Raw genomic sequence first — 26,106 nt, 5'->3', positions numbered from 1 at the left:
ATGGTGGAGAGGGAGGGATTCGAACCCTCGATAGAGCTACAAACTCTATACTCCCTTAGCAGGGGAGCTCCTTCGGCCACTCGGACACCTCTCCGTCTTGTGGGGCGTATAATAAAGATTTCAGAAAATATGTCAAACACTTTTCTGACAAAAGTGACTATATGGCTATAGATTGCACACATGCCTGGTTTTAAAGTGTAATTAGTTTGAAAAATAATCAGGTTAGGTGTTTGGGGTGCTTGAATTTACACCCATCACTGGCACTAGTTCGTCCGTAAGTTCAGCAAGGTATTGCTCTTGATAGCCTAACTTCTGAAACTCGGCAATACACGCGCGATAATACGCTTCTCGCTGTTGCTCTGTAGTGTTCTCATCAGGTAAAGATTCTACTCGTTTAGCTTTCATATTATTTATCTAAGTCCTTTAGAAATTTTTATTTTTTACGACTAAGAATGACCGTGTATAAATTTCGGCCACATTTTAGCTAAAAAATTCACATAAATACAACATAATGTTTAAAAAACAATCATACCAAAAAGTTATAGCACTGCTGTAATGTTGCTAAGCAGTCAAGCAACTTTATGATAATGAAGCTGAATTAAAGATTAATTTACTTGTATACTTACACTTAATTATCAGTGTAGTACTTATTAATTAAAAGCCCTAATGTGAAGTTTAGGCAATGTCTCACAAACAATAGGGCAAAAAAAACGCCGCTAGTTAGCGGCGTTGATAATTTTTTAGTTTATTCCTTCAAGCTTAGTCTGCTTGTGGGCGCATATGCGGGAATAAAATAACATCTTTGATAGTTGATGAGTCAGTAAACAACATGACTAAACGGTCAATACCAATCCCTTCACCCGCTGTTGGTGGTAAACCATACTCTAGCGCGCGAATGTAGTCTTCGTCGTAGTGCATTGCTTCATCATCACCTGCGTCTTTTTCTTCAACTTGGCGAGAAAAACGCTCAGCTTGATCTTGTGCATCATTAAGCTCAGAGAAACCATTTGCAAGCTCACGGCCACCAACAAAGAATTCAAAGCGGTCAGTTACAAATGGGTTTTCGTCGTTACGGCGTGCAAGTGGCGATACTTCCCACGGATACCCTGTGATAAATGTAGGTTGGATAAGCATATGCTCAGCCGTCTCTTCAAATATTTCACATAAGAACTTACCTGGGCCCCATACGCAGTTTTCAGGAATTTTAACGTGTACTTGTTTAGCGTACGCTTTTAATTCTTCAAAGTGGTTTTCTGGGTCGTTAAATACCGCAGCATCAAACTCAGGGTTATATTTTAAGATTGCGTCGCTCATGCTTAAACGTGTGAACGGTTGACCAAAGTCATACTCTACTGAATCAATCACTTCACCGTTTTCATCTTTAGTCGTATTAACAACGATTGGGCTGCCCAGTACGTTAGTTGCAACTGTACGTAACATGTCTTCGGTGATGTTCATTAAATCAATGTAGTCAGCGTATGCTTGGTAGAACTCAATCATGGTGAATTCTGGATTGTGACGCGTTGATAACCCTTCGTTACGGAAGTTACGGTTAATTTCGAATACACGGTCAAAACCACCTACTACTAAACGCTTTAAGTAAAGCTCAGGCGCAATACGTAAGTACATGTCGATATCAAGCGCATTATGATGAGTTACGAATGGGCGCGCAGATGCACCACCAGGAATAACCTGTAGCATTGGCGTTTCTACTTCCATAAAATCGCGGTCTGCTAAAAAGCGACGAATACCTTCAACCACTTGTGAGCGAATACGGAATGTTTCACGCGTTGCTTCGTTAGTAATTAAATCAACATAACGCTGACGGTATTTCGTTTCTTGATCCGATAGGCCATGGAATTTTTCAGGAAGTGGACGAAGTGACTTAGTCAGTAGTTCGTATTCAGCCATGTCTACGTATAAATCGCCTTTACCCGATTTATTAAGCGGCCCTTTAACACCAATAATATCGCCAATATCAAGCTGGCCATATTTTGCTTTTAAATCTTTTTGTACGTCTTTTGATGCATAAACTTGTACACGGCCTTTCATATCTTGAATAGACATAAACGGACCACGCTTAGCAAGAATACGACCTGCAATCGATACTACGTGCTGTAATTCGATTAATTCTTCTTTACTCTTATCACCAAACTCAGCCTGCAAATCTGCCGTGTAATGCTCACGACGGAATTGGTTTGGATGACCGTTGGCTGGGCAATTTGCGCGAATAGCGTCTAATTTGCCGCGACGCTCAGCGATTAACTTATTTTCGTCTTGGATTTGATCAGTCATTTTTTAGCTCTTTTTTAGCTTGGTGGTTATAAACCAGATTTTAAGCTGGCTTCAATAAATTTGTCTAAGTCGCCATCGAGTACCGCTTGAGTATTACGGTTTTCAACGCCGGTACGTAAATCTTTAATACGCGAGTCATCAAGTACGTAAGAACGAATTTGACTTCCCCAGCCAATATCAGACTTGTTGTCTTCTTGGCTTTGCTTTTCTGCATTTTGCTGTTGTAGCTCAAGCTCAAATAATTTCGCTTTTAACTGCTTCATTGCTTGGGCTTTATTTTTATGCTGCGAGCGCTCGTTTTGACACTGCACCACAGTATTAGTTGGCACGTGAGTAATACGTACCGCCGATTCAGTGGTATTTACGTGCTGACCACCCGCGCCTGATGCACGGTAAACGTCTATACGTAAGTCAGACGGATTAATGTCAATTTCAATATTGTCATCAACTTCTGGGTAAACAAACGCAGAAGCAAACGAGGTATGACGACGACCACTTGAATCAAATGGGCTTTTACGAACGAGGCGGTGTACACCTGTTTCAGTGCGTAACCAACCATAAGCGTATTCGCCAGAAAAACGCACCGTTGCGCCTTTAATACCGGCAACATCACCATCGGTCGCTTCAACAAGCTCTACTTTAAAGCCTTTTGCTTCACCCCAGCGTAAATACATGCGAAGTAAAATATTACACCAGTCTTGCGCTTCAGTACCGCCAGAACCTGACTGTAAATCAAGGTAAGCATCGTTTGAATCGTGAGAACCTGAAAACATACGGCGAAACTCTAAGCCTTCAAGCTGCTGATTTAAATCAGCCAGTTCGCTTTGCGCTTCATCAAAAGTGTCTTGATCTTCGGCTTCAACAGCAAGCTCTACTAACCCTTCAACGTCGTCAGTACCCGCCACTAAGGTGTCAATGGTTTCAACAACAGCTTCTAGTGCTGACTTTTCACGACCAAGGGCTTGTGCGCGCTCAGGTTCATTCCATACGGCTGAATCTTCAAGTTCGGCGTTAACTTCTTCTAAACGTTCTTGTTTAAGAGCGTAGTCAAAGGTACCCCCGAAGCAGTTCAGTACGTTCGCGAATTTCCTTGATTTGATTAATCACAGGATTCACTTCAAACATGTACATTACTCCAAAATGGCTAGGTTATTGCGCACTTAAAAAAGAGACCGAGCGCAATTAAAAATCATCAAATAATAAAAACGCCCGATTTTAACAAAAAACCGCGCGTTTTATTAGCCTTTTATGCATGGTTTGAAGATATTTTTTAGCCCACTTTTTCAAGCTCTCTTACAATCAGTTGTAAGCTAAATTTACCTCTAAATTCATTTATATCGAGCTGGTACGCTACTTTAACAAACTGCGCCTCGGTATCTGGCCACGCTTTTACATCAATGCCAAAAGCTATGGCGTCAACTAAACGTGCAGATTGGTGTTTAAGGACTAACTTTAGGTGTTTTTCACCCACAATGCGCTGCTGTATCACTTCAAAGGTGTGTTCAAATATCGGCTCAGGAAATTGCTGCCCCCACGGGCCTGATTGTTTTAAAAGCTGGGCAAAATCCATGCTAAAGCAGTCGTTAGGTAGCTCACCATCGGTAAACACAATACAGCGTTTACTTTCTTCACTGAGTTGCTCGCTAACCGCACTATCAAACGCGCGTTTAAACTCAGTAAATTGCTGCTCGTTAATACTTAAACCTGCTGCCATTGCGTGGCCGCCAAATTTATTAATTAAACCGGGTTGCGCGGTGTTTAATCCCTCTAGTAGGTCGCGCATATGCAAGCCTTCAATAGAGCGACATGAGCCTTTAATTTCACCATTTTCGCCACCCGCAAATATCACGGTTGGGCGATGGTATTTTTCTTTTAAGCGCCCCGCTAAAATACCAATTACCCCTTGGTGCCAATCGTCTTGGTACAAACAAATGGCATCGGGCACACTGTCTTCTTTAAAGGCGAGCCTATCGAGCACCGCTTGCGCTTCTACTTGCATGCCTTGCTCTATTTCACGTCTGGCAAAGTTTAAGCTATCAAGCTCACCGGCTATGCGCCTTGCTTGATTTATGTCGTTGCTAAGTAAACACGCTATGCCTAGACTCATGTCGTCTAAGCGCCCTGCTGCATTTAAGCGTGGTGCAAGCGAAAAACCAAAGTCACTGGCGCTCAAGCGCGCGGCATTGCGATTAGCCACTTCAATCAGTGCGGTAATACCCGGGCGAGTTTTACCACTGCGAATACGTGCCAAGCCTTGGTGCACTAAGGTGCGGTTGTTCGCATCAAGTGCCACCACATCGGCCACCGTACCTAGCGCTACAATATCCAGCAAATCAGCAATATTTGGCATGGGATGCTGCTCAAAATAACCTTGTTCACGCAATGCGCTTCTCAGGGCAATGAGTAAATAAAATGCCACCCCAACACCGGCTATCGACTTAGAGGGAAAATCACAATCGTGACGGTTAGGGTTAACAATAGCATCGGCGTTAGGCAGTTGTTCACCCTGCAAGTGGTGATCTGTTACCAGCACTTTAATGCCTGCGGCTTTAACAATATCAATGCCTGCGATACACGATATGCCATTATCGACGGTGATCACTAAATCGGGCTGCATCGTCACTATTTGCTCAGCCAATGCTGGGCTTAAGCCGTATCCTAAACTAAAGCGGTCTGGTACTAAGTAATCTAAGTGGGTAAAGCCAAACATGGCCAGCCCTTGCATTAAGGTGGCGGTGCTGGTTGCGCCATCGGCGTCAAAGTCGCCCACAATAAGTATTTTGCTTTGTGCGTGTAGGGCTTCAATTAACAGTTGGCTGGCTTTGTCTATATCTTTAAAAAGTTTGAAGTCGTGGAGTGTAGCTGCGCTATTGTTTAGCTCATCGGCATGGGACACATTTCGCGTGGCATAAATTTGCTTAATAACAGGGTGAAGATGGCTCGGCAGATGAGAGTCGTCAACGGGTTCTCGCGCAATGATCATTTTTTTCATGCTAGTTTTTAACTTATGATGTTCATGATATAAGACAAAAAAAGGCCATTAAGGCCTTTTTAAACACATACTCGCGGTATTGCTTAGCCCGCTTTGTTAGCCTCAAGCGCTGCGCTTAATGCCGCAGCAGGCTGATAACCTGGGATCATCGTGCCATCTTCTAAAATAATAGCCGGTGTACCACTAATACCAAAACTCTGGCCTAATTGGTAATGCTCAGCAACAGGTGCGCTACAGCCTTTAACAATTTGGGTATCTGCACCTGATTTAGCTTCAGTTAATGCTTCTTGCTGATCTTTCGCACACCATACATTCATTAAATCAGCATAACCAGAACCTTGCAGACCGCCGCGTGGAAATGCTAAATACTTAACGGTAATACCCGCATCAAGTAAGTCATCTAGTTCACGGTGTAATTTACGACAGTAACCACAGCTAATATCGGTAAATACAGTAATGCTGTGTTTTTCTTCAGGCGCTTTGTAAACAATCATTGAGTCTTCGTATTCTTTTAACCCTGATTGGCGAACACCATTAAGTGCTTGCTCGGTTAAGTTACTACGGTTGTTTAAATCGATTAGCGTACCTTGCATTAAAAATTGACCGTCAGGACTTGCATACAGCACACCTTTATTGGTGATCAATTCTTTTAAGCCTGCAACTGGGCTTGGATTAATTTGTTTAACGGTCACCCCTAGCGCGGCAAATTTCGTCACGATAGGATCTGTAGCATCCGGAGTGACTGCAACGCTATTAGCAAAAGCGCTCAAACTAGTGCACAACATGGCACCTGCTAACATTAATTTTTTCATAACGGGTTCTCTATCCTAAAAATACTTATCTTATCGTGTCTATATGACCGGCTTAGTGACAAAAAAATTCGCTTAAGCACGAGGGTGATGCTCAGCATGCACCGATTTTAATCGCTCATTCGCTACATGCGTATAAATTTGGGTAGTTGATAGGTCGCTGTGGCCAAGCATCATCTGCACCACACGCAAGTCAGCCCCATGATTTAATAAATGCGTTGCAAATGCATGTCGCAAGGTATGGGGTGATAACGGCGACTCAACGGATGCCAAAATAGCATAGTGTTTAATCCGATGCCAAAAAGTTTGTCGTGTCATACCCACTCCTCGCTTTGAGGGAAACACAAAATCGGTAGCATGTTTTATCATTTGCGCGCGCCCGAGCTTTAAAAATTGCTCAAGCCAGTACATGGCCTCTTCACCTAAAGGCACTAATCGCTCTTTGTTACCTTTACCTTTTACAAACACCACAGCTTGGCGCAAATTTATTTGCTCCATTCTAAGCCCCACCAGCTCGGTTACCCGCAGGCCTGTTGCATACAGTAACTCCAGCATGGCTTTATCACGCAGCCCCATTGGCTCTTCAATGTTGGGCGCACTTAATAGCGCTTCTACTTCGGCCTCAGATAGCGTTTTTGGTAACGACTGCCCTGCCTTTGGCTGAGCAATATTGACCATAGGTGAGTCGCTAATTATTTTTTCACGTACAAAGTACTGATAAAAACGTTTTAATGCACTAATACTTCGCGCAGTGCTGCGTGGTTTTAGCCCTAAATCAACGCGGTGTGCTAGGTAACTTTCAACATCTAAGCTGGTTACCGTCATTAAGTTTTCGCCTTTTAAAAACTGGCAAAACTTATCTAAGTCACTGCGATAAGCGCTCAGTGTGTTTTCACTTACGCCTTGCTCTAAATAGAGGCTATCTAAAAAGGTTTCTAAAAAGTCGCTATTGCTGCTTAGCTCAGTATTTTGTTCAGGTAAATCGTCAGATAGCGTTGTCACGTTGTGATCTCATGTTGGTAATACCACGGGAGAAGGTATCAATTAAAAATACCTTACGGTAAACTTGGGCCTATCATAACAGGCAATTACACAGTGATAAATACGATGCAGATTGGTTTATTTTTTGGTTCTACTACCTGCTATACCGAAATGGCGGCAGAAAAAATACGCGATATTATTGGCGCCGATATCGTCAGCTTACATAATATTAAAGACGAGCCGCTTAAAAACGCTGAGCAATATGACTTTATCATTTTTGGTATTTCTACGTGGGACTTTGGCGAAATTCAAGAAGATTGGGAATCAAAGTGGGACGACATAAAAGACGTTGACCTAAATGGTAAAACTATAGCCTTATTTGGCATGGGCGATCAGCAAGGGTATGGTCAGTGGTTTCAAGACGCATTAGGCATGCTTCACGACGAAATAAATGCCCAAGCCATTACTCAATTAGGCTTTTGGCCGAACGACAGTAATTACGAATTTGAAGCATCAAAAGCACTTACCGAAGACGGTAAACAGTTTGTAGGTTTAGCATTAGACGAAGACAGTCAGTACGAGCTAAGCGACGAGCGTATTGCCACGTGGGTAGAACAAGTGATGACAGAGTACGCTGAAACCCTATAACTTACTATTGCAAAGAGCGCTGCCATGCAGCGCTTTTTAATTCTTAACTATTCTACTTTTAACCAGTATTGGTTACGGTAAAAAAAGCCCACATAACCGCGCACTTCTAGTTTTTCGCCATTTTGCTGCGGTGTTAAACGCACGCTGTAGGTTTTACCATTATTGGGGTCGAGTATTTCACCGTCTTCCCAACTACCGTCACCCGCATAGGTCACATCTTCAATAATGGTCATCCCCAACATAGGCTGATTCTTTTTATCACCATCACACTCGGTGCAAAGTGCATCTTGCTTGGCTTTATTGAGTATTTTTTCAATTTTTCCAGTCAGCACGCCATCTTGCTCAGTAATGCGCACGTACGACTTAGCCTCGTTAGTCTCTTCGTTAATAGTTTTCCAAAGCCCAACCGGTGTGGGGTTAGCAAAAACCTCAGAGGTGTTAAATAAGCTGCCCGCTAAAAGGGCTAGTAATAGTATTTTTTTTGTTTTTTTAGTTAATAAATTCATCAGATTACTTTAAACATGAGTCAATAATGGCGCCATACTAACAATCCTTTATAAAACACTCTACGTAAAAATGCTTTAGGCATACAGCGTGGTATTACATATTTAAATAAAACGCCTTGCACAGTGCAATGTAGTCTTGACTGTAAGCATTACTTAACTCCCTTATGCATAGGGTGCTTTTACTTACTTCGCCATCATCATAACTAAAAGTCATCAAACTGCGGCTAAAGGGCTTATTTGGCATAGCTTGTACTTGGCAGTGACGATTTAAATACAGCTCTTGCTGCTGTGCTAATGTTATAAATAACTGCGCCTCAGTGGTGGGTAAAATAAGATTAAAACGCGAATGTTGATGACTTAGATGCCTAAACGCACCAAGCAGTTCTGCAAAACTTAAACCATCGGTATGGCGAGCGGTATTTCGCGCTGCATTATCACCTTTTAAACTGTGATTAAAATAAGGCGGATTAGCTATAACACAATCAAATAAACCCACAGCCTCAAACTGCTGAATAGGCTGATGGTAAATACTAATATCTCGCCAAGGACTTTGCTGGCAATTTTGTAAAGCCTGCTGATAGGCTGCTTCATCAACTTCAACCGCGCTCACCTTTAAATGTGGCGCTCGTTGCTTACACATTAGAGCCAGTAACCCTGTACCTGTTCCTATATCAAGTAACGTATTTGCGTGGCTTAAATCAGCCCATGCGCCCAGTAAAATACCATCGGTAGAGACCTTCATGGCGCACTGGTCGTGCTCAACCTTAAATTGTTTAAATGCAAAACCAGACATTTTTTCACCTTTTCATTCACCAAGCAGGTTTAAGTGCGTATAATTAACGGCAATTGTCCCCTATTTTTGACACTCTATGCAATTTTCTGAATTTGATCTTGATGATAAGCTACTCAATGCTATTAATAAAATGGGCTATGAAACCCCCACTAGCATTCAACAACAAGCCATTCCTGAGGCGTTGCAAGGACGCGATATTTTAGCGTCGGCACCAACAGGTACAGGTAAAACGGCGGCATTTTTAATTCCGGCAATTCAATATTTAATGGATTTCCCACGTCGTGATCCGGGCTTTGCACGGGTATTAATTATGACCCCAACGCGCGAGCTTGCTTATCAAATTCATGAACAATGTGAGTTACTTGCAAAACAAACCCAGTTAAAAATTGGGGTAGTTACCGGTGGTATTAACTACGGTACACACAAAGAAATTTTTGAAAATAATAACGACATTTTAATCGCCACACCTGGGCGTTTAATGGAATATTTAGAAACCGAAAACTTCCATGCAGAAAACGTAGAAATGCTCATTCTTGATGAAGCCGACCGCATGCTCGACATGGGTTTTCGTAAAGAAATGCTGCGCATTTGTGATGAAGCTAAGAACCGCCGTCAGTGCTTTTTATTCTCAGCAACCCTTGAGGGCGATAGCGTAGAATTATTTGCTGAGCGTATTTTAAACGACCCCGCGCTACTTGAAGCCGAATCATCACGTAAAGAAAAAGCTAAAATTCATCAATGGGTTCATTTAGCCGACGACTACCGCCATAAACTAGAGCTATTAGTTAACACTTTAAATGGCCCTGATGTTAGTAAAGCGATTGTGTTTGTAAAAACCCGTGAGCGCCTTGAAACCCTAATTGGTGAGCTTACTAATAACGGCGTAAAAGCTGCGTGGCTACGTGGTGAAATGCCACAAGACAAACGCATGAAAGCCATGGAAAACTTCCACAGTGGCAAAACCCGTATTTTAGTCGCTACCGATGTGGCGGCCCGCGGTATTGATGTAGCTGATATAAGCCACGTAATTAATTTTGATATGCCACGTACTGCAGATGTATACGTACACCGTATTGGCCGTACGGGTCGCGCGGGTAAAAAAGGTATTGCAATTTCACTCATTGAAGCGCACGACATTGGCATACTTTACAAAGTAGAACGTTACATAGAGCAAAAGCTAAAACGCCGTGTATTTAAAGGATTAGAGCCAAAGCATAAAGAAGCCAAGCCACCGGTTAAAAAGCGTAAAGATCCAGTAAAAATGAAAGCGAAGAAAAAAGCCAAAGCTAAAAAGAAAAAATAGCTTTAGCTTTAACACATTTAATTGAGCCGACGTTTGTCGGCTTTTTTGTGACTTAAAAACAGTGAGTAAGCTATTCATAGTAATATGTAAAAAATACTTAGCTGAATAACTAATTAATAAAATAGTAATTTATTTCAAATAGTTAATCTTGGAATGAAACTTGTAACCCTATCGAATATACGAGTATTAAAACGCCGAGTAATGGCGTTGTTTTTTAGTAACACACTAAGGATATAGTTATGAGTCGCATTAAATTTACTATCGGTTTTATTTCGTTTTGTTGTTTATTTTTATTAGTCTCTGCTTTTAAAGTCAGTGCAGCAACGCATTTAGCTGTAGTTAGCAGTGTGGCTACACAACCTAATTTACAACAATCTATTACTCATGAATTGCGCACTAACCCAAATTTAAAGTTAGAAAAACTAAACGTACACGTTAATGACGGTGACGTTGAACTTAAAGGTGAAGCCAATAACGGTTTTGAACGCGCTCTTGCACAAAAGTTTTTAGAAAATATGGATGGGGTTAAAATCATTCATAACAAAATTAGTGTCATTTAATACAACTTTTTCTTAACTAATACACTTAACTTATCCCTCAGCGCTGCTTGTTTCTCCAACACAAGCGGCGCTTTTTTTATGGTTTGCACAATATAATTCACTGCAAAGCATATTCCCAAGCCAGTTTAAATACTTAATTAAATGCCTTTTAGTTTACGCACCAATCGCGACGCTCATTGCAGCTGCTTATACTTTTGAAACCTTTGTTTATAGACACTTATTATAAAGCGCTTACATCAAGCTTGGGCTCTAGTTCGGTTGATTAAATAATCTATTTTGAGATGAGAAACCTTATCGATATAGTTTTATAATTGAGGCGTTTTTAAGGCAGTTAGCGCAAGGCTTTAATTACTTCAGATTATCAATTAGGTCTGTTGTTCTTTCAAGGTTGAATTTGCAGTAGTCTGTTTGGTATTTAGCCAAGGGTTCTGCCCAGGGACATTTACTCTTTGTTGGCTACATGGATGGTGGTAAGGAGCGTGAGCTGGACGCGGAAGCTTTGCTCGGTTTTTACTTATTATTACATGGATGTAAGCCAGTAGAATAACGCAGGAGCAGTTATCGAGCCCACTAGGCAACAAACCTCGCGTCGCGATTAAATAGCTCTTAGTTTGAACTAATTTTAATCCGCAAAGGTCAACAGACCCTTATATTATTTATTATAAAAAGCGCGTTTTACTTTGTAAAAACGCGCTGATAGTCAGTAACTATTTCCCAATGCTTTTACCTTCGGGGTTTTAAATTATTTACTCACCTTGGCTTGCATCAGTGTTATTGTCACCCTCTTTATTTGCTGACTGCTGATTTATTTTATCGCTTATCATGGCATCGAGTTTTTCACCGCCTTTAATACCAAAATCAAGGGTACGAATAGGAAACGGAATACTTATATCAGCGGCATCGAGTGCTTGCTTAACTGCCACAACTCCTTTGTGACGCACCGTCATAAAATCAGGCTCACCGGGGTATTTGATCCAAAACCACACTAACAAGTTTATACTGCTATCACCAAAGCCTTCGGCATAAACAGCGGTTTCATTTTTGCGGATCACAAAGTCAAATTGGTTAATTTTGTCGACGATGACCTCACTGGCTTTTTCTATGTCGTCAGCGTAAGAAATACCCACCGGCACTTCTATTCGTCTTACTCCTAAGGTGCTGTAGTTACGCAGTACATTTCTAAATAGTATTTTATTAGGTACCAGTATCAATTGCCCGTGAAAGCTCTCTATTAGTGTGTTGCGCAAGTTTATTGAGTGTACCGAACCAAACACATTATCGGTTTCTATGACATCACCCGCTTTAAACGGTTTACGAATTCCCATGGCAATACCCGCTATCAGGTTTTCGGTCATATCTTGAAAAGCAAAACCAATGGCAAGACCAACAATACCTGCACCAGCAAGCAGAGAAGTGACGGTACTTTTTAAGCCCATAAAATCAAGGGCAATAAATACCCCCACACTCAGTACAATAACTTTAAATATTGAGGCCATTAAATCGGCAATTTGCGTAGAGTCGAGCGAGCGACGTAAAACATTTTTCATTCCTTTGCCTGCCAAACGGGCAATAAATGAAAATAGAATGGCAATAATTACTGCAACGATAAAGTTTGGGATATGACTTATAACTACATCAAACCAACCGCCGAGCTTTTCTTCTATCAACTTTTCGGCTTCTGTAATTGAGGGAATTGAGAGCATTTATTTTATACCTTAGTTAGGGTTAGTAATCTAAGGTTTGCAAAAATAACGCCAGTATAAAAAAGCCATGCAATGCATGGCTTATTAAATACTTTAAACGATGTGTTAGTTTTGCTCTTCGCGTAAAAATACCGGTTCAAGTTCTTTGGTGGTTGCCTCTGGGCTAAAGTAATAGCCGGCCACAGTAAACTCTTTGAGTTGGCTTAATTGAGTCACTTGATTTTCAATGATGTAGCGTGCCATCATGCCGCGCGCTTTTTTAGCGTAAAAGCTAATCACTTTATATTGGCCGTTTTTACAGTCTTTAAAGTGTGGTGTAATAATGTGTGCGTTAAGCGTTTTTTTATCTACTGCTTTAAAGTATTCGTTAGAGGCTAGATTTACTAAGTATTGTGCATCTTGTGCCGCTAATACGTCGTTAAGTTTATTAGCAATAACACTGCCCCAAAACTCATATAAGTTTTTACCTCGGCTATTTTCAAGTTTTGTACCCATTTCTAAGCGATAAGCCTGCATTAAATCAAGCGGCTTTAATACTCCGTATAATCCCGAAAGTATACGTAAATGGTCTTGAGCGTAATCAAGCTGCTTAGTAGTGAGGGTATTAGCATCTAACCCCCCGTATACATCGCCGTTAAAGGCAAGCACGGCCTGTTTAGCATTATCGGTAGTGAATGGTTGTGCCCACTCACTAAAACGCGCTGCGTTGAGGCCTGCGAGTTTATCGCTAATTTTCATTAAACTGCCAATTTGCGCAGGAGTTAGTTCACGGCATACTTTCATGAGCGCTTCGCTGTGCTCAAGTAATTCAGGTTGAGTGAACTTATCTGTTGCGGGTGGCGTGTCGTAATCAAGATTCTTTGCTGGTGAAATAACAGTGATCATAGTTAGCTATTGACTTGTAAATTATTTAATGTCAATTTCAACATTAAATGAAACGAAAAGCACGTTTTGTTTAAAATTATCCTACCTAAAACTCAACCGTTACCGTTTTTTTATTGATAAGGACATAAGACCTATCAAGCATTGTCACACTGTTGCAGTATAGCTATATTAAGGTAGTTTAGATTTTCTTTTAACTTGCTTGGAATGAGGAAAAGCAAATGACTAGCGCTCTACAAAGGCTTAAACAACATTCTTCTATCGTGGCCGACACGGGCGATATAGAAGCCATAAAAAAACATCAACCTGAAGATGCGACTACCAATCCATCGCTACTTTTAAAAGCGAGCGAGATTGAAGCTTACAAACCTTATCTAGATAAAGCATGGCAGTATGCAAAAGAAACAGAGCAGCAGCCTGCAAAACAGCTAGAGTTGGCTTGTGATTATTTTGCAGTATTACTTGGTAAAGAAATTAGTGAAATTGTACCGGGTTATATTTCTACCGAAGTTGATGCACGTTTATCATTTGATACCCAAGCAACAATTAATAAAGCACACACGCTATTGAGCCTTTACGAAAAAGAAGGCGTAAGCAAAGACAAAATTTTAATTAAAATAGCGTCAACGTGGGAAGGTATTAAAGCGGCTGAGCAATTAGAAAAAGAAGGCACTAAGTGTAACCTTACTTTATTATTCAGCGATGCCCAAGCGCGTGCCTGTGCTGATGCAAACGTATTTTTAATCTCTCCATTTGTTGGCCGTATTTTAGATTGGCACGTGGCAAACGGTATGGAAAAACCAACCGATCCGCTTCAAGATCCGGGTGTGCAATCTGTACGTAGCATTTTTGAGTTTTACAAACGTCACGACTACAAAACCGTAGTTATGGGCGCAAGCTTTCGTAATACCGGTGAAATTATTGCCCTTACAGGATGCGATAAGCTAACAATTAGCCCTAATCTTTTAGAAGATTTGGGTAATTTAGAAGGTGCTGAAGAATACTTGCTAGCAAGTGATATTAATAAAGAGCCAAAACCTGAGCCACTTAGCGAAACACAGTTCCGTTGGTTACATAACCAAGATGCCATGGCGACTGAAAAACTCGCTGAAGGTATTCGCTCATTTGCAGATGCACAGGAACAATTAGAAGCACGCTTTAAAGCGATGTAACTAACCGCTGTTTTAAGAGTTTAAAAACGTCGCTTATTGCGGCGTTTTTTATACCTGCAATTTTATTTTAAATACTCGCCTTGTCCCCATTTAAGTGCTGTTCTCATTGATCTTCATCAAAATACCACCCGTTAGTAACAGTTTCGTCACATTTATATTCTATTTTATTAATAGCTGTGGTATAGATACTGCCGAGGTTCAAAAAGTGGTCAATAGGAGATAATCAATGGATAGCCTAAACGAAATAATAGAGATATTAGAAGGTTCTGATACATCGAAAAAAACCTCTCAAAAAAATAAAAAAAGAAAATGGCGCGAAATAGAAGCAATAAAAGATAAGCAACGTTTGCGCAAAGAACTACAGGAGCTTGACTATTTTGCAGATAGTGTTGCTATTGATGAGTTAGAGTTTTAACCAACATAAGCAACTAAAAAGGCTTTCATAAATGAAAGCCTTTTTTAATGCCTATTACCCTATACCTGCCAATTAATGGGCTGCGCCCCTTGCGCTACTAACAGTTCATTGGTTTTGGAAAAGTGCTGGCAACCAAAAAAGCCGCGATGCGCTGAAAGCGGCGAAGGATGAGGCCCTGCCAATACATGGTGGCGCTGGCGATCAATACTTTTACCTTTTTTTTGTGCATGTGCGCCCCATAAAATAAACACCACACCTTGGCAGTGCTCATTTATATGAGCAATCACGTTATCGGTAAATTGCTCCCAACCTAAGTGTTTATGGGAATGGGCTTGCCCTTGCTCTACAGTTAATACAGTATTGAGTAAAAATACACCTTGCTCTGCCCAGCCTTGTAAATAGCCGTGTTCTGGCGTGGTAAAGCCATTAATATCAGTTACTAACTCTTTATAAATGTTTTTAAGCGAAGGCGGGAGCTTTTTAACCTCAGGCAATACTGAAAAACACAAACCATGCGCTTGTCCTTCTCCATGGTAAGGGTCTTGACCTAATATAACCACTTTAATGTCGCTAAGTGGAGTTGCATCAAATGCGCTAAACACCTGTGATTTTGGCGGATATACAGCAGTGCCTTCGGCTCGTTTATTCGCAATATATTCAAGGGTTTGCTGCATATATGTTTGGCTAAGTTCATGGTTTAAAAAAGATGACCAGTTGCTCATAATTGACTCTTAATAAATTCTCTAGATATATCTACTTTGTCACACATCTGCGCTAATCCATCCAACATTCTGGGGGTAAACCGATGTAATAAATCAGCATTGACGCTAATAAACTGCTCATACTTTACCGCAGGGATTTCAGGCCATTGCTGCCAATTTACCGTAGGCATTACCCTTTTTGATTTTTCATCAGGAATAATAATAACTTGTGGCTTAGTAACTATCACGTTTTCGATGCTAATTTGTGGGTAATCTGTGTCGCTGTTTGCAAATACATTGGTTACTTGGCAAGTTTCGATTAACTGATTGATCCATGTATTTTTTGATACAGTCATCATAGGCTCAGGCCACAACTGATAAAACCCAGTAAGCGTGGTTTTATCTTTCTGTGTAACTTTAATTGCGTTGAGTTTGGCCGTAAATGTCTCGGCTACTTTTTTACTTTGCTCAATATGACCCGTTATTTGACCTAGCTTTAGTATTTCCGAGGCAACCCCTTCAATAGAACTTGGGTCACTTAAATATAATTCAATTCCTAAACGCTTTATTTGTGCTAAATCTTCAGCCTGATTACCACTTTTCCACGCAATCACCATGTCAGGTTTTAGCATGAGTAACTTTTCAATAGAAATGCCATTGTAGCCACCAATACGCTCAATTTTAGTCGCCTCTTGCGGGTAATCTGCGTAATCCAGCGTGCCCACTATTAAATCACCCGCCCCAATAGCATATAAATTTTCAACTATGTGTGGTGCTAAAGCCACTATACGAAGCGGCTTGTCAGCTAGGGCTTGAGGTACATTAACAGCAAACAATAACAGCCCAAAAACAATACGCTTTAACATTAGTAATCAAAGCCTTTCAATGCTTTTACGCCCGACTCAAACGCATGTTTTACATTACGTACTTCACTTACCGTATCGGCAAGCTCTATTAAGGTGCGATGCGCAGCACGACCAGTAATAATTACCGATTGCATAGGCGGTCTATTATTTACAGCAACAACCACTTCTTCAAGGTCGATATAACCATAGGTCACCATATAGGTGAGTTCATCGAGTAATACCACATCGATACTGCTGTCGCTTAGCATCCGCTTTGACTCTTGCCATGTTGCTTGCGCTGCCGCGGTATCGGCCTCTTTATTTTGCGTATCCCACGTAAACCCGGTGTTCATAACAGCAAATTCAACCCCAGCACCTTGCAGTAAATTACGCTCACCACACTCCCATGTGCCTTTAATAAACTGACATACCGCAGCTTTTTTGCCGTGCCCAACACAGCGTGCAACCACACCAAAGCCAGAAGTCGATTTGCCTTTACCGTTACCAGTAATAACCTGAAAAATGCCTTTTTCTCGTTGCGCTGCGGCTACTCGCGCGTCAACCTGTTCTTTTACTTTTTGTTGGCGCTGTTGGTGCTTGTCGTTAGTTGATTCAGTCATTGTTATGTCCTTGATAAATTTTAATAATTTGTTCAATATTTAAATGCGCTTTACACATATCAGCTAGGCGTTCTAATTGGCGTTCACGATGCTCATTTATACTAATCGCACTAATTGCACTTTCTGGTTTCACCCACTTTAACAGCTGCTCTGTGGCTGCAGGGCTATCAAACAAGCCATGTAAATAGGTACCAGCAATGGCATTATCGTCACTCACAAAACCATCGGTTTTAAAGTCATTGGGGTGTTTATTAAAGCGAATGAGTGGCTTGTAGAGCGCCTTTCCTTGACTAATACCTGCATGTATTTCGTAGCCATCACATGCAACCTGTTGCTCATTTAAATTAAGCACTGCGCTCACTCGGCTTAACACTTTTTGCTCACCCAATAGCGTATCAAAATCGCTAAGCGCTAAACCCGTCACTTGCCCCAACGATGACTCCACCCCATTTGGATCACTGATAGTGTTACCCAGCATTTGCATACCACCGCAAATACCCAATACTTTGCCACCATAACGTAGATGGCGCTTAATTTGCTGATCCCAGCCTTCATTTTTTAGAAACGCGAGATCGCTGAGTACATTTTTACTGCCAGGTACAATAATTAAATCAACAGCAGGAATTGCTTGTGTATGGCGCACGTAGGTTATATTTATATTCGGGTGTAATCGCAGAGCATCAAAATCGGTATGGTTACTAATATGTGGTAATAACAGTACAGCAATATTTATACTGGCATCGGTCACATTATTATCTATGGCCACAGCATCTTCTGCATCAAGTGCTAAATCGTGCAAGTAAGGTAATACCCCTAATACAGGTTTACCGGTGTACTCCTCGAGCCAATCTAGCCCACCTTGTAATAAACTAATATCACCACGAAAACGGTTAATCACAAAGCCTTTTACTCGTGCTTGCTCAGACTCGCTTAATAACGCCAAAGTCCCGACTAAGTGCGCAAATACTCCTCCTTTATCAATATCGGCAATAATAATAACAGGGCAATCCACTTGCTCGGCGTAACCCATATTTGCAATATCGTTTGCGCGTAAATTAATTTCGGCTGGGCTGCCAGCCCCTTCTACCAGTAATAAATCAAAGCGTTTAGCTAAACGCTTATGCGAGGTTAATACTGCATCCATAGCCACTTTTTTGTAGTCATGGTAAGCATCGGCTTCCATATTGCTGATAGCTCTACCATGAATAATAACTTGTGCGCCGGTATCACTATTGGGTTTGAGTAATATAGGGTTAAAGTCGATTTCAGGTTCAACTTTTGCGGCTATGGCTTGTAATGCTTGGGCTCTGCCAATTTCGCCACCATCGTGCGTTACGGCACTATTGAGCGCCATATTTTGTGGTTTAAACGGTGCAACATTAACCCCTTGGTTAGCAAACACTCTGCAAAGTGCTGCCACTAAGGTGCTTTTACCCGCATCGGAGGTGGTACCTTGTACCATTAATGTTTTCATTATTTACCCACCAGCTGGCGCTTACGAAAATACAAGATACTTAAAAAGAATAGACTACCAATAGCCGCCGTGATCACCCCTATTGGCAGCTCTTGGTTAGCGAGTAATGAACGTGCCAGTACATCGACCCATACCATAAATATGCCCCCGACTAATCCGGTCATTAATAATCCAACGCTGCTGCCTTGAGAGATAAAAAAGCGCACTATGTGCGGCACCATTAAGCCAACAAAGCCAATTCCGCCACACATAGCAACCAATACGGCTGTGATCAATGAGCTTAAAATAAGCATTAAAATTCGAAAGCGATGCACCCGTACACCAAGCGTTGTTGCGCTTTCATCACCTAACAACATGGCATTAAGTTGGCGTCTAAAACCTAACATAATGACTGTACATGTAATGATGACCAAGGCAGGTAATAACAGTGACGGCCATTGCGCCCTAGCAAAACTTCCCAAAGTCCAAAATAAAATAGCCGCGACGGCCTGCGGATCGCTCCAATAAAGTAACAAACTGGTAAAGGCGCTAAATAAAAATGATAAGGCCACCCCAGCCAATAACATCGACTCAACTTGGGCGTTGCGTTGACTGCCAGCAATTAAAATTAATAACCCCATTGCTACTAAACTGCCAATTAAGGCTGCTGCTGATAGCGCAATGCCTGCGCCTATTCCAACAAAAGCCATTAATACTACGACTCCTAATGATGCTCCCGACGAAATACCAAACAAATAAGGGTCAGCCAATGGATTACGAGTAACTGTTTGTAATATCAATCCAGCAATCGCTAAGCCGCTGCCGGCCAAAAAAGCCAGTAACGTACGTGGCATTCTTAATTCAATAATAATGCGGCTGGTAAATGAGGCCTCGCTTGAAAAAGTTAAGCTATGGTATACATCTGCGAGCGAGGTAGGGGCAGCACCAAAGCTCAATGCCACAAATAAACTAAATACAGCGCATAACAGTGCAATAATTAACGCCACACCATGGTTAGACATAATCGCCATGTTATTGGTATCCATAATAATAGGTAATATGGGGAATAGACTCGCCATTGGACGCCGTTTGAGGGTGAGTATTAACTTGCGTGCAAACACCAAAAACCTCATCAAGCATTTGCTCGGTGATCACCTTATTAGGCTTTCCCGCGCTAGCGATTTCTCCGTTTTTAATAACCACTAACTCATCGCACATGGCTGCCGCTAAATTTAAATCATGAAATGAAGCAAACACAGTAATGCCCAAAGATTTAGCCAGCTCCATTAATTGAATTTGATATTTAACATCCAGGTGGCTTGTGGGTTCATCCATAATGAGTAGCTGTGGTTGCTGCACAATCGCTCTGGCAATAAGCGCTCGTTGCTTTTCACCGCCAGATAGTGAGTCAAATGACTGATTGCTATGAGATTCAAGCCCAACACGACTAATAGCCTGCGCTATTTTTTGTTTATCTGCTTGGGTGGTCGAGCTAAATAGCGTTTTATGCGGGGTAAGCCCTAGAGCTACAACATCGAATAACGAGAGATTAAATTGCGACGGTGTTTCTTGTAGCACTACCGCAACTTGCTTGGCATAGTCTTCACTTTTTAGCTGCCAAATATCGGTATCGTTAAATTTAATGTCGCCTGCTGATGGCTGATTAAATCGATATAAGCACCGCAGTAAACTCGACTTTCCTGCCCCATTAGGGCCAATTAAACCAATAAATTTACCACGCTCAATGCTCACATTAATGTGCTTAAGAATTAACGTATTGTCCACTCGCCAAGAAACGTTGTTAACGGTTAAAAGCGGTAAGTTTAAAGAGGTGTGAGTGTGCAAAAAATTATCCTAGGCAGGGAAACACCCACACTCAGTACTAATACGTACCAAAAAGAAAATGAGTTAACCCGCTCGTTATATGAAGTTTTAAGGCATTTGTATCTGACTTACAGTAAAACTGATCACAGTTACGGGAATAGTTGAGGAGTTACACCTCATTCCAAATGCTTGGCTATTATGCGCAGATAAGTAAATAATTTAAAGCAAAAAAAACCGCACTCAACTGAGTGCGGTTAAAAGGGAGTGTTTTAACTAAGGTTTAGTTAAAACTTATATTCCATACCTAAACCTAGGTAATCTTGGTCAACATTGTTGTCCATATCAAAGCTTGAGTAAAAACCAAATACTTTAAGGTTTTTGTTTAGTTTATGGTCAACACCTACCGATATCGCGCTTTTATCATCGCTGTCATCAAAATCCATTGTTTGGTATTGCACTTTGAAAGTGTTGCTACCCATAAGGTAAGCTGCATTCACTAAGTAACCGTCAGCCTCAGCGCTGCCATCTACTTTTTCTTGTGTTTGGTACATTGCGCCAAGTCTAAAATCTTCAATTTTACCTTGAACTGTTGCACGCACTACATCGTAACCATTGACTTCGCTATCAGCAGCAATGGCAGCATATACTGCGCTCTTTTTAAGGCCTGCATCACCGTAAGTTAACGCCACTGAGTAGCCATTTTTGGCATCTACGTCGTCTTCTGCAATAAATGACGCTAATACTTTAAAACCTTCATATGAGTTTGAAGCATAAGATACTGAGTTACCTAAACGATTTTCACCTTTAAAGGTATTTTTTATATCACCTTCAAGATCGTTGAAAAGATCTAGTTTCCCCTGCGCTTGCTTAAGCGCGGTGTCGTTGCGGCCTATCACAACCTGACCGAATCCGCCTTTAAAGCCCACATATTGATTACGCGCTGAAATATTGTCGTCATCACCTTTAGAATCGGCATCAGACACATCAACCTGAAATTCAAACTTATAAACCGCTTCTAAACCGTCTGAAATTTTTTCAGACCCTTTAAGTCCGAAACGAGATGCATTACTTTTAATTTCAGTAAACGACCCTTCACCATCGTCAGATGATTGAACGGTTACATTTGCTTTACCGTAAATGTCTACCTCTGCAAGTGCATTAAAAGATAAACCACTAAGTAGGGCTAAGCATAAGCTCGATTTTGCAAATTTCATGTTATTTCCTCGATAATCACAATAGACTAATTTTTAAAACAGCAGCAGTGTGTCACCACTAAATGACAAAAATATTACAAAGGACACATTTTTGTCTTTTTAAGTTAATAAAACTGCATTAAATCTGAAATCAAAATAACATGTAAAATAAACTGCCTACCGACTACTTACTTTGTTTCAATAAACTCGGTGTCATTTGCGACAACAAATTAACCAAGGTTTCTATCAACTCTTTCTGTTCGTTATCTCTATGATAGGCAACAAATACATCTCTTGAGGTATTTTCTACCCCTTTTACATGAAAAAGTTCGCCTTTTTCTAAATGATCTTTAACTAATACCTGTGGAATAAACGCACTACCGCCACATTGCAGTATTAAATCAAGCGCTATACGCCCTGTACTGGTTCTAAAATAAGGCGGTGTTTTACCGGTAAACTGACGCGCATGCCAAAGAGAAAACGTGGTTCCCCAATCAACATACACATATTGATTATCAAAAAAGTTATCACTGGTTGCCGTATCGTAACCACTCACCGGAATAATGGGCAGTTCACAAATACGTTCAACCACAAGTTCATCAACTTTAGGAGGATCAAATAAAATAGCTAAATCAAGGGTGCGCTCCAACAATAAGCGAGTGCTTTCTTGTTGCGCTTTCACTTCTGCCACCAGCGATACACCAGGCATCGCCGATACAATATTTGTAATACCAAACTGTAAAAATGCATCCCAAATATTAGGCGTACCTGCTAAGCTAATTTGCTTATGCATATTATCTGCAAGTGCAACATCCACTTTGGCTCTTTGCATCCCAGTAATAATCATTTGCGCATGCGGTAACAAACGCTCACCCGGTGCAGTGAGTTGTATATTATTACGCTGACGAATAAATAAATTTACGCCTAAGCCCTGCTCTAATTGGCGAATTCTAAAACTCACCGCAGACTGCGTTATATATAGGTTTTCTGCCGCTTTACCAAAATGGCGAGTACGCACCACTTCAACAAATGTTTTTAATAAATCTATGTCCAATTTTTTATCCTCACGATAAAAATTTTTTGTTTAAAAAAATAGCGATTATGTCCCATACTCCAGCTAATAATTGGTATGAGGGTACAGCTATGAGCAATGATATTTCACTACTTCGTCAAGCATTCGTAAGTCAACGTCAATTTTATGATGACCAAAACTTTCCACGCGGATTTAGCCGCAGCGGACACTTTACCCTGTTAGAGGCAAGTATTTTAGAACAGCACGGTGTTGTTTTAAAAAGCCTGTATAACAAAACAGTTGAGCCACAAAACGAACATCAGCAACAATTTGTAAATGCTGTCAGTGGCATAATAGAGCCAAGTAACCCAATTGAGCGAGCATGGGTTAAATATTTAAAGTTAACAACCTGCAAAACAAAATTCCATACATTATTTGGACGCTCAAAAATTTCAGGGCCAACACCAATAAGCCAAGATTATTATTCTGAGGCAGACAATCTATAAGTCACTACAATAGTTGCTTTTTGGCGTTTTAGCAGTTACAACTTGTATAAGCAAACAATTTTGCAAAATTTAAACAAGGCTGTTACGTGACGCACAGAATACTTATTGTTGAAGACACTCCTACTATTGCGCGAGTGCAAAAGCATATCGCGCAAAAAGTCGGCTACGAGGTTGATATTGCTCAATCCTTGGCTGAGACTAAAGAGCTTATAAGTAAGCACCATTATTTTTGCGCAGTGGTCGACTTTATATTACCTGACGCGCCACAAGGTGAAGCTGTTCCATGCACCATTGCAGCAGATATTCCTACCATAGTGATGACAGGCAATATCGATAAGCATACCCGTGACACCGTTGAAAAATACCCCATTATTGATTACATCATTAAAGGCAATAAACAAGCCTACGAGTATTTAGAAAAGCAGCTTTACCGCCTGCCCCGTAATAAGCATGTAAAAGTATTGGTTGTTGATGACTCTGCGTCAACACGCCAATACATATGTAGTTTATTAACACGTCACAAATATCAAATATTACAAGCAGCCGATGGCCTAGAGGCGCTTAAAGAGCTTGAAAGCACCCCCGATATTTCTGTGATTATTACCGACAAAGAAATGCCTAATATGGGCGGTATTGAGCTGTGTAATGAAATTAGACGCATTTATAGTAATAACGAAAAAGCCATTATTGGTATTTCAGGCGCTACTTCGTCTAATTTATCTGCCTTATTTTTAAAAAATGGAGCAAATGACTATTTATACAAACCATTTAACAGTGAAGAATTTTACTGCCGGTTAAGTCAAAACGTCGATATGCTAGAGCATATCGAAACTATAAAACGACAAGCCAATACAGATTACTTAACTAAACTCCCTAATCGTCGTTACTTTTTTGAAGAGGCTAACAAGTCATTAAAGCAGTTTAAAAAAGCAAAAGCACCAGCCATGTTAGCTATGCTTGATATTGACCATTTTAAAGCTATTAATGATACCTATGGCCATGATGCCGGAGATGAAGTGCTTAAAGGGCTGGCTGTATGCTTTAATAAATATTTTGAAAACCAATTGGTTGCCCGTTTAGGCGGAGAAGAATTTGCGGTATTTTTTACTGAACTGACCGAGCAAGAAGCACTAAAACGACTAGAAAGTTTTCGATTATTTATTGAGCTTAATAGCCATGAGTTTAGCCAAGCACAAATCAAGTTTACGCTGTCGATAGGCTTCAGCCACAGTGAAACCTATCAAATTGACGAACTATTAAAACAAGCCGACTTAAAGCTCTACAAAGCCAAAGAGTCGGGGCGTAATAAAGTGGTTTAGTTTAACTAAACCACACCTGAGGCGACAATGGCTGCTTTTCTGCGTTTACGCGACTGATGGTATGAATCCCAACTAAAAATAGCCAGTGCACTCCAAATACACGCAAAGGTAATTACACGCTCAGCATCAAACACTTCACCATAAAACACCACTGCTAAAATAAACATTAAGCTAGGCCCTATGTACTGAAAAAACCCAAGCGTTGTGTATTGCAATCGCTTAGCCGCGCCGGTAAAACACAGCAATGGTAGCGTAGTCACTATACCTGCACTTACTAATAGCGCATTAGTTAGCCAATCATTCGCTGGTAAATTAGACGTTTCAGTCGGCACCATTAACCACCAATAGGTCAGTGCCACCGGTAATAATATTAATGCCTCAATTAAAATCCCAGGCAGGGCATCAACCTGTAGTTTTTTACGTAATAGGCCATATAACGCAAAAGAAGTCGCTAACGAAAATGCCACAATCGGAAATGAACCAAAACTAATTAACTGTAATAAAACACCTGTAAAAGCCAAGGCAACAGCAGCTCCTTGCAACTTACGTAACCGCTCGTTTAAAAACACCATACCAAGTAATACATTTAACAAAGGATTGATATAGTAGCCTAAGCTGGCATCTAGCATGTGGTTGTTATTAATAGCCCATATAAACAACCCCCAGTTAAACCCCAATAAGGTCGAGGTAACAACTAGCATCAGAATTAATTTAGGTTGGATTAAAATGCGTTTAATTTTATCCCAGTAGTTGAGCACACTTACCACCAAAATAAGAAACATCACTGACCAAATAACACGATGCATTAAAATTTCAAATGCTGATACATGTTGGATCATCTTAAAATAAATGGGTGCTAGGCCCCACATAAAAAAGGCGAGGCAGGCAAAAATGGCGCCCTTTCGCTGCTCGGTATCAATCGACATAGTAACCACTTGATGATTTAAAAGGCCGTAAGTTTAACCCCCTCTCACTTTTTAGCCAACTAAATACGTGCCCGTTCCAAACGCTATTTGTACCGACTGCTCGTTATGTAACTCCATCCGGCACACGCACACTTTATTTCCTGAGCGAATAAGTGTGGCGCTGGCAATAAATACCTCCCCTTTACCTGGGCGTAAATAATCAGTACGTAAATCTATGGTGCCCAGTGTTGCTAACTTTTTATGCACACTGGGTAAGTCGGCATCGTCTAGTTTTCCTATTACACTTGCTGCAGCAAGCATTCCGCCTACATTGTCGAGCACCGCAGAAATCACTCCACCGTGAAGAATCTTTTGCGCCGGATTACCAATTAATACGTCTTGCCAAGGAAATGATATTTTAGCTTGTTCAGTACTAAGTGACTCTACTGCTATTTTTAAAAACTGGTTAAAGGGCATGTTATTAACAAACAGCGCCCCTACTTGATCGATCAACATTTCTTTATTCATTATTATTCTCTATGTTTTTAGTGGTACGATGAGTAAAGCACAGCTTGAGGCTATTGTAACCCCCTGCAGATTTTAGTTTATCACTACAGATGTGTGTACCAAGTAATGAAAGCTAAAGACATCCTGATAAAAAACCACTAA

General features: G+C 40.9%; 27 protein-coding genes, 1 tRNA gene and 1 riboswitch. Of the genes, 7 read left to right on the top strand and 21 right to left on the bottom strand.

Annotated features, from left to right (window positions below; genetic code table 11):
- Window position 1: 1 nt before the first annotated feature.
- The 7 genes from N523_RS0101325 to xerD form a co-directional block, all read right to left on the bottom strand.
- Window positions 2-94 (bottom strand) — tRNA-Ser (locus N523_RS0101325).
- Window positions 95-222: 128 nt separating this feature from the next.
- Window positions 223-405, bottom strand: a complete 183-nt coding sequence (locus tag N523_RS0101320) for a hypothetical protein (RefSeq protein ID WP_013465804.1) — start codon at window positions 403-405, stop codon at window positions 223-225.
- A 354-nt stretch (window positions 406-759) separates the two neighbouring features.
- On the bottom strand, window positions 760-2,295 hold the full coding sequence (gene lysS / locus N523_RS0101315; protein ID WP_008467803.1) for a lysine--tRNA ligase: 1,536 nt from the start codon (window positions 2,293-2,295) through the stop codon (window positions 760-762).
- Between the two features lie 26 nt (window positions 2,296-2,321).
- A protein-coding gene (gene prfB / locus N523_RS0101310; RefSeq protein ID WP_096038752.1) for a peptide chain release factor 2 occupies window positions 2,322-3,420 on the bottom strand; the annotation gives its coding sequence in 2 pieces (ribosomal slippage) (window positions 2,322-3,344 and window positions 3,346-3,420; 1,098 coding nt in all).
- Window positions 3,421-3,565: 145 nt separating this feature from the next.
- Window positions 3,566-5,287 (bottom strand): single-stranded-DNA-specific exonuclease RecJ, encoded by a 1,722-nt coding sequence (gene recJ / locus N523_RS0101305; protein WP_028835670.1) that lies wholly within the window; start codon window positions 5,285-5,287, stop codon window positions 3,566-3,568.
- Window positions 5,288-5,370: 83 nt separating this feature from the next.
- The gene (dsbC, locus tag N523_RS0101300; protein ID WP_008467797.1) at window positions 5,371-6,099 is read right to left on the bottom strand and encodes a bifunctional protein-disulfide isomerase/oxidoreductase DsbC; all 729 of its coding nucleotides are present in this window, start codon (window positions 6,097-6,099) and stop codon (window positions 5,371-5,373) included.
- A gap of 72 nt (window positions 6,100-6,171) precedes the next feature.
- On the bottom strand, window positions 6,172-7,098 hold the full coding sequence (xerD, locus tag N523_RS0101295; protein ID WP_008110662.1) for a site-specific tyrosine recombinase XerD: 927 nt from the start codon (window positions 7,096-7,098) through the stop codon (window positions 6,172-6,174).
- Between the two features lie 105 nt (window positions 7,099-7,203).
- Between xerD and fldB the strand changes: the two genes are divergently transcribed.
- Window positions 7,204-7,725 (top strand): flavodoxin FldB, encoded by a 522-nt coding sequence (gene fldB / locus N523_RS0101290; protein ID WP_008467792.1) that lies wholly within the window; start codon window positions 7,204-7,206, stop codon window positions 7,723-7,725.
- A gap of 47 nt (window positions 7,726-7,772) precedes the next feature.
- Here fldB and N523_RS0101285 read toward each other — a convergent pair whose 3' ends face one another.
- Both N523_RS0101285 and N523_RS0101280 read right to left on the bottom strand, forming a co-directional pair.
- Window positions 7,773-8,231: a DUF2147 domain-containing protein gene (locus N523_RS0101285; RefSeq protein ID WP_016900533.1), complete on the bottom strand. Its 459-nt coding sequence runs from the start codon at window positions 8,229-8,231 to the stop codon at window positions 7,773-7,775.
- A gap of 94 nt (window positions 8,232-8,325) precedes the next feature.
- Window positions 8,326-9,024, bottom strand: coding sequence for a tRNA1(Val) (adenine(37)-N6)-methyltransferase (locus N523_RS0101280; protein WP_028835669.1), 699 nt, complete (start codon window positions 9,022-9,024; stop codon window positions 8,326-8,328).
- A 76-nt stretch (window positions 9,025-9,100) separates the two neighbouring features.
- Between N523_RS0101280 and srmB the strand changes: the two genes are divergently transcribed.
- Together srmB and N523_RS0101270 are read left to right on the top strand one after the other, a co-directional pair.
- Window positions 9,101-10,327 (top strand): ATP-dependent RNA helicase SrmB, encoded by a 1,227-nt coding sequence (srmB, locus tag N523_RS0101275; RefSeq protein WP_013465810.1) that lies wholly within the window; start codon window positions 9,101-9,103, stop codon window positions 10,325-10,327.
- A gap of 239 nt (window positions 10,328-10,566) precedes the next feature.
- Complete coding sequence (locus N523_RS0101270) at window positions 10,567-10,887, top strand: BON domain-containing protein (RefSeq protein ID WP_008110653.1); 321 nt, start codon at window positions 10,567-10,569, stop codon at window positions 10,885-10,887.
- Window positions 10,888-11,633: 746 nt separating this feature from the next.
- Here N523_RS0101270 and N523_RS0101265 read toward each other — a convergent pair.
- Entirely contained in the window at window positions 11,634-12,590 is a 957-nt protein-coding gene (locus N523_RS0101265; protein WP_028835668.1) for a mechanosensitive ion channel family protein, read from the bottom strand.
- Window positions 12,591-12,695: 105 nt separating this feature from the next.
- Window positions 12,696-13,475, bottom strand: coding sequence for a peroxide stress protein YaaA (gene yaaA / locus N523_RS0101260; protein WP_028835667.1), 780 nt, complete (start codon window positions 13,473-13,475; stop codon window positions 12,696-12,698).
- A gap of 218 nt (window positions 13,476-13,693) precedes the next feature.
- On the opposite strand from yaaA, the gene tal reads away from it, so the two are divergent.
- Window positions 13,694-14,644, top strand: a complete 951-nt coding sequence (gene tal, locus N523_RS0101255) for a transaldolase (protein WP_028835666.1) — start codon at window positions 13,694-13,696, stop codon at window positions 14,642-14,644.
- Window positions 14,645-14,870: 226 nt separating this feature from the next.
- Complete coding sequence (locus N523_RS0101250; RefSeq protein WP_008467780.1) at window positions 14,871-15,059, top strand: DUF3545 family protein; 189 nt, start codon at window positions 14,871-14,873, stop codon at window positions 15,057-15,059.
- 59 nt (window positions 15,060-15,118) lie between these two features.
- Here N523_RS0101250 and ung read toward each other — a convergent pair whose 3' ends face one another.
- From ung to N523_RS0101210, 8 genes are all read right to left on the bottom strand, one after another.
- Entirely contained in the window at window positions 15,119-15,781 is a 663-nt protein-coding gene (ung, locus tag N523_RS0101245) for a uracil-DNA glycosylase (RefSeq protein WP_028835665.1), read from the bottom strand.
- Entirely contained in the window at window positions 15,778-16,626 is an 849-nt protein-coding gene (locus N523_RS0101240; RefSeq protein WP_028835664.1) for a cobalamin-binding protein, read from the bottom strand. The genes ung and N523_RS0101240 overlap by 4 nt, the downstream gene beginning before the upstream one ends.
- Window positions 16,626-17,225, bottom strand: a complete 600-nt coding sequence (gene cobO, locus N523_RS0101235) for a cob(I)yrinic acid a,c-diamide adenosyltransferase (protein WP_028835663.1) — start codon at window positions 17,223-17,225, stop codon at window positions 16,626-16,628. The genes N523_RS0101240 and cobO overlap by 1 nt, the downstream gene beginning before the upstream one ends.
- Window positions 17,218-18,699 carry a cobyric acid synthase gene (locus N523_RS0101230; protein ID WP_028835662.1) on the bottom strand — a complete coding sequence of 494 codons (1,482 nt, stop codon included), beginning with the start codon at window positions 18,697-18,699 and terminating at the stop codon, window positions 17,218-17,220. Before N523_RS0101230 ends, cobO begins: the two co-directional genes overlap by 8 nt.
- Complete coding sequence (locus N523_RS0101225; RefSeq protein WP_028835661.1) at window positions 18,699-19,709, bottom strand: FecCD family ABC transporter permease; 1,011 nt, start codon at window positions 19,707-19,709, stop codon at window positions 18,699-18,701. The genes N523_RS0101230 and N523_RS0101225 overlap by 1 nt, the downstream gene beginning before the upstream one ends.
- Window position 19,710: 1 nt before the next feature.
- The gene (locus N523_RS0101220; RefSeq protein ID WP_028835660.1) at window positions 19,711-20,523 is read right to left on the bottom strand and encodes an ABC transporter ATP-binding protein; all 813 of its coding nucleotides are present in this window, start codon (window positions 20,521-20,523) and stop codon (window positions 19,711-19,713) included.
- Window positions 20,524-20,599: 76 nt separating this feature from the next.
- Window positions 20,600-20,737, bottom strand: a riboswitch (cobalamin riboswitch).
- A 49-nt stretch (window positions 20,738-20,786) separates the two neighbouring features.
- Complete coding sequence (locus N523_RS0101215) at window positions 20,787-21,716, bottom strand: porin (RefSeq protein WP_028835659.1); 930 nt, start codon at window positions 21,714-21,716, stop codon at window positions 20,787-20,789.
- 163 nt (window positions 21,717-21,879) lie between these two features.
- A complete protein-coding gene (locus N523_RS0101210; RefSeq protein WP_013465823.1) occupies window positions 21,880-22,749 on the bottom strand; it encodes a LysR family transcriptional regulator in 870 nt (289 codons plus the stop codon).
- An 89-nt stretch (window positions 22,750-22,838) separates the two neighbouring features.
- On the opposite strand from N523_RS0101210, the gene N523_RS0101205 reads away from it, so the two are divergent.
- Together N523_RS0101205 and N523_RS0101200 are read left to right on the top strand one after the other, a co-directional pair.
- A complete protein-coding gene (locus tag N523_RS0101205; protein ID WP_008110628.1) occupies window positions 22,839-23,213 on the top strand; it encodes a DUF413 domain-containing protein in 375 nt (124 codons plus the stop codon).
- 86 nt (window positions 23,214-23,299) lie between these two features.
- Window positions 23,300-24,532: a response regulator gene (locus tag N523_RS0101200; protein WP_028835658.1), complete on the top strand. Its 1,233-nt coding sequence runs from the start codon at window positions 23,300-23,302 to the stop codon at window positions 24,530-24,532.
- Window positions 24,533-24,537: 5 nt separating this feature from the next.
- Here the strand turns inward: N523_RS0101200 and rarD are convergent, their stop codons facing one another.
- On the bottom strand, window positions 24,538-25,458 hold the full coding sequence (gene rarD, locus N523_RS0101195) for an EamA family transporter RarD (RefSeq protein WP_028835657.1): 921 nt from the start codon (window positions 25,456-25,458) through the stop codon (window positions 24,538-24,540).
- Window positions 25,459-25,509: 51 nt separating this feature from the next.
- Window positions 25,510-25,965 (bottom strand): thioesterase family protein, encoded by a 456-nt coding sequence (locus tag N523_RS0101190; RefSeq protein WP_028835656.1) that lies wholly within the window; start codon window positions 25,963-25,965, stop codon window positions 25,510-25,512.
- Between the last annotated feature and the right edge of the window lie 141 nt (window positions 25,966-26,106).

The sequence above is a fragment of the Pseudoalteromonas sp. 23_GOM-1509m genome (assembly GCF_000518425.1).
GTDB classification, from domain to species: Bacteria; Pseudomonadota; Gammaproteobacteria; order Enterobacterales; family Alteromonadaceae; genus Pseudoalteromonas; species Pseudoalteromonas tetraodonis.
Note: the sequence above shows the minus strand (reverse complement) of the source record. Positions and strands in the feature narration are given on the sequence as shown.

What these genes read in the sequence shown, in the direction of transcription:
- N523_RS0101190 (WP_028835656.1), bottom strand. Translation starts at nt 25,965, where the DNA reads ATGAATAAAGAAATGTTGATCGATCAAGTAGGGGCGCTGTTTGTTAAT.
- N523_RS0101320 (WP_013465804.1), bottom strand. Translation starts at nt 405, where the DNA reads ATGAAAGCTAAACGAGTAGAATCTTTACCTGATGAGAACACTACAGAG.
- yaaA (WP_028835667.1), bottom strand. Translation starts at nt 13,475, where the DNA reads ATGATCACTGTTATTTCACCAGCAAAGAATCTTGATTACGACACGCCA.
- N523_RS0101205 (WP_008110628.1), top strand. Translation starts at nt 22,839, where the DNA reads ATGAGCAATGATATTTCACTACTTCGTCAAGCATTCGTAAGTCAACGT.
- N523_RS0101230 (WP_028835662.1), bottom strand. Translation starts at nt 18,699, where the DNA reads ATGAAAACATTAATGGTACAAGGTACCACCTCCGATGCGGGTAAAAGC.
- cobO (WP_028835663.1), bottom strand. Translation starts at nt 17,225, where the DNA reads ATGACTGAATCAACTAACGACAAGCACCAACAGCGCCAACAAAAAGTA.
- recJ (WP_028835670.1), bottom strand. Translation starts at nt 5,287, where the DNA reads ATGAAAAAAATGATCATTGCGCGAGAACCCGTTGACGACTCTCATCTG.
- N523_RS0101280 (WP_028835669.1), bottom strand. Translation starts at nt 9,024, where the DNA reads ATGTCTGGTTTTGCATTTAAACAATTTAAGGTTGAGCACGACCAGTGC.
- N523_RS0101225 (WP_028835661.1), bottom strand. Translation starts at nt 19,709, where the DNA reads ATGGCGATTATGTCTAACCATGGTGTGGCGTTAATTATTGCACTGTTA.
- N523_RS0101250 (WP_008467780.1), top strand. Translation starts at nt 14,871, where the DNA reads ATGGATAGCCTAAACGAAATAATAGAGATATTAGAAGGTTCTGATACA.
- N523_RS0101215 (WP_028835659.1), bottom strand. Translation starts at nt 21,716, where the DNA reads ATGAAATTTGCAAAATCGAGCTTATGCTTAGCCCTACTTAGTGGTTTA.
- dsbC (WP_008467797.1), bottom strand. Translation starts at nt 6,099, where the DNA reads ATGAAAAAATTAATGTTAGCAGGTGCCATGTTGTGCACTAGTTTGAGC.
- ung (WP_028835665.1), bottom strand. Translation starts at nt 15,781, where the DNA reads ATGAGCAACTGGTCATCTTTTTTAAACCATGAACTTAGCCAAACATAT.
- fldB (WP_008467792.1), top strand. Translation starts at nt 7,204, where the DNA reads ATGCAGATTGGTTTATTTTTTGGTTCTACTACCTGCTATACCGAAATG.
- N523_RS0101240 (WP_028835664.1), bottom strand. Translation starts at nt 16,626, where the DNA reads ATGTTAAAGCGTATTGTTTTTGGGCTGTTATTGTTTGCTGTTAATGTA.
- rarD (WP_028835657.1), bottom strand. Translation starts at nt 25,458, where the DNA reads ATGTCGATTGATACCGAGCAGCGAAAGGGCGCCATTTTTGCCTGCCTC.
- lysS (WP_008467803.1), bottom strand. Translation starts at nt 2,295, where the DNA reads ATGACTGATCAAATCCAAGACGAAAATAAGTTAATCGCTGAGCGTCGC.
- tal (WP_028835666.1), top strand. Translation starts at nt 13,694, where the DNA reads ATGACTAGCGCTCTACAAAGGCTTAAACAACATTCTTCTATCGTGGCC.
- N523_RS0101285 (WP_016900533.1), bottom strand. Translation starts at nt 8,231, where the DNA reads ATGAATTTATTAACTAAAAAAACAAAAAAAATACTATTACTAGCCCTT.
- N523_RS0101270 (WP_008110653.1), top strand. Translation starts at nt 10,567, where the DNA reads ATGAGTCGCATTAAATTTACTATCGGTTTTATTTCGTTTTGTTGTTTA.
- N523_RS0101265 (WP_028835668.1), bottom strand. Translation starts at nt 12,590, where the DNA reads ATGCTCTCAATTCCCTCAATTACAGAAGCCGAAAAGTTGATAGAAGAA.
- srmB (WP_013465810.1), top strand. Translation starts at nt 9,101, where the DNA reads ATGCAATTTTCTGAATTTGATCTTGATGATAAGCTACTCAATGCTATT.